General features: G+C 43.2%; 1 protein-coding gene. It reads right to left on the bottom strand.

Annotated elements, in window-relative coordinates; genetic code table 11:
* The coding region (locus KDK14_RS18975) for a hypothetical protein (protein ID WP_257266775.1) at nt 1-1622 on the bottom strand (1622 nt) is incomplete at its 3' end.
* Nucleotides 1623-1639 lie beyond the last annotated feature (17 nt).

Raw genomic sequence — 1639 nt, 5'->3', positions numbered from 1 at the left:
AAGTGTGGATTGTTCTGCGGTGACTGCCTGGTCGCAATAAAAGTTTTGCTGACAATGGTCCTGATAAACTCATGGATAAGATCGGTAACTTCTGAATACCCGTTTGATTTCATGGATGCCATGTAAGATGGCAGAAGATGATAATGTCGTTGTTGAATTAGCCATTGCGAGACCCCCTTATTTTTTCCCGCCAGAGCGTTAGCACCTTGTTCAGCGATCAACAAGGGTAATCCTTCTTTCTGGCAGCTTAAGTCAATGTTGTTCAGGAATTCATGAAAGCTGTCGCCCATTTTGAATAACATGTGAAGCAAACCCAGTTTTTCATAAGTGAGGCTTTGGGTCAGCTTTTTCAGAAGCTGCATTCCCATGTCTTTATTCATAATCTTGCTGGCCAGTGCCTGCTCGAGAGTAATCAGCCACTGGTGGAAAATCTTGCCATCTTTCATACGTCGTCTTTTAGCGACGGAATCATGCAAAGAGTTATTGAGTTGTGTAACGTCATCTTGTGAGATTATATCCGGTACAAATGCCAGCAATGCCAGCGGGGCCAGTCGCAATTGCTGTCCACCCTTGATGTTGGGGGCACCCAGTATATGCTGTATTTTCGGGGTGCTTTGAACCAGGCGGGCAAGCCCACTGATCAGAAAGGGCACATTTTTTTTATTGCCATGTTCCATGATGGCCTCGACAAAACGACCCAATATTTCACTACCCATTATTTGTCTGGATGATTTGCAAGCGGCAATGACCAGCAAAAGTCGATGCACTTTTGCTTTGATATCTGGCTTGTCTTCATTTCGTGGTATAGCAGCAAAATTTCTTTCCAGGGCGGTCACTGCATCGAGTAATACCCGTGAATATTCCGGGGTCATGTTCACAATGTTGGCCCTGAGTGGCGCCAGATAAAGGGCCAGTTTTTTTTTGCTTTCCAGCAAGATAAACCCGTTGAGATCACTGAGCTGATTGAGACTTTCAAACTGCAAGGCAACATTTGCAGGTGACTTCAATCTATTTGCCAGGGCATCAATATAACGGCAATAATCGATGGAGCCCGGTTGTTTCGACAAATAAGCCAGCTCTTTGGCAATATGCCAAATGCTATCTGAAACGGTGGTATGCAGGACAGATACAATATACGACGTTACTTCAGCAATATCAGCTTCCCGTGAAAAATCGGAACAGGCTGCATATAGATACAGCAATCTTCTTGTACAGATTTCGAAATCTATAGTATCAATGTCTGATAAATTACCTTTCTCATTAATGCTTGACTGAAATTTTTTTTCAATACTGTCATATTCACTCAATAGCTGTCTGGAAAGTTCGTTGTTTTCCGATTCAAGGATTTGCCGGATCTCCAACAGTGCACCATTGATCGATACATCGAGGTTTAATGCTGTTAACTGTTCATTAATTTCATTGGTCTCATCTGCCAGGGAAGGGGTATCAGGAAGACGTTGAAACAGGCTCTTTGCCTCCTCGAATCGAATGGATAAAGGAATCTCCACAAGGGACCAGCATAACGCTGAAAATGGTTGTCCATGCTTTTTTTCAGCAGCCAACATAACCCGGAGTTTTTCAGCCCAGGTTAAATTATCTGTTGCGGATAATTTTTCTGCCATATTCAAAGGACCAACAT

Origin of the sequence: Endozoicomonas sp. ONNA2 (assembly GCF_024606365.1) — a bacterium.
In the GTDB taxonomy this organism is placed as follows: domain Bacteria; phylum Pseudomonadota; class Gammaproteobacteria; order Pseudomonadales; family Endozoicomonadaceae; genus Endozoicomonas.
Note: the sequence above shows the minus strand (reverse complement) of the source record. Positions and strands in the feature narration are given on the sequence as shown.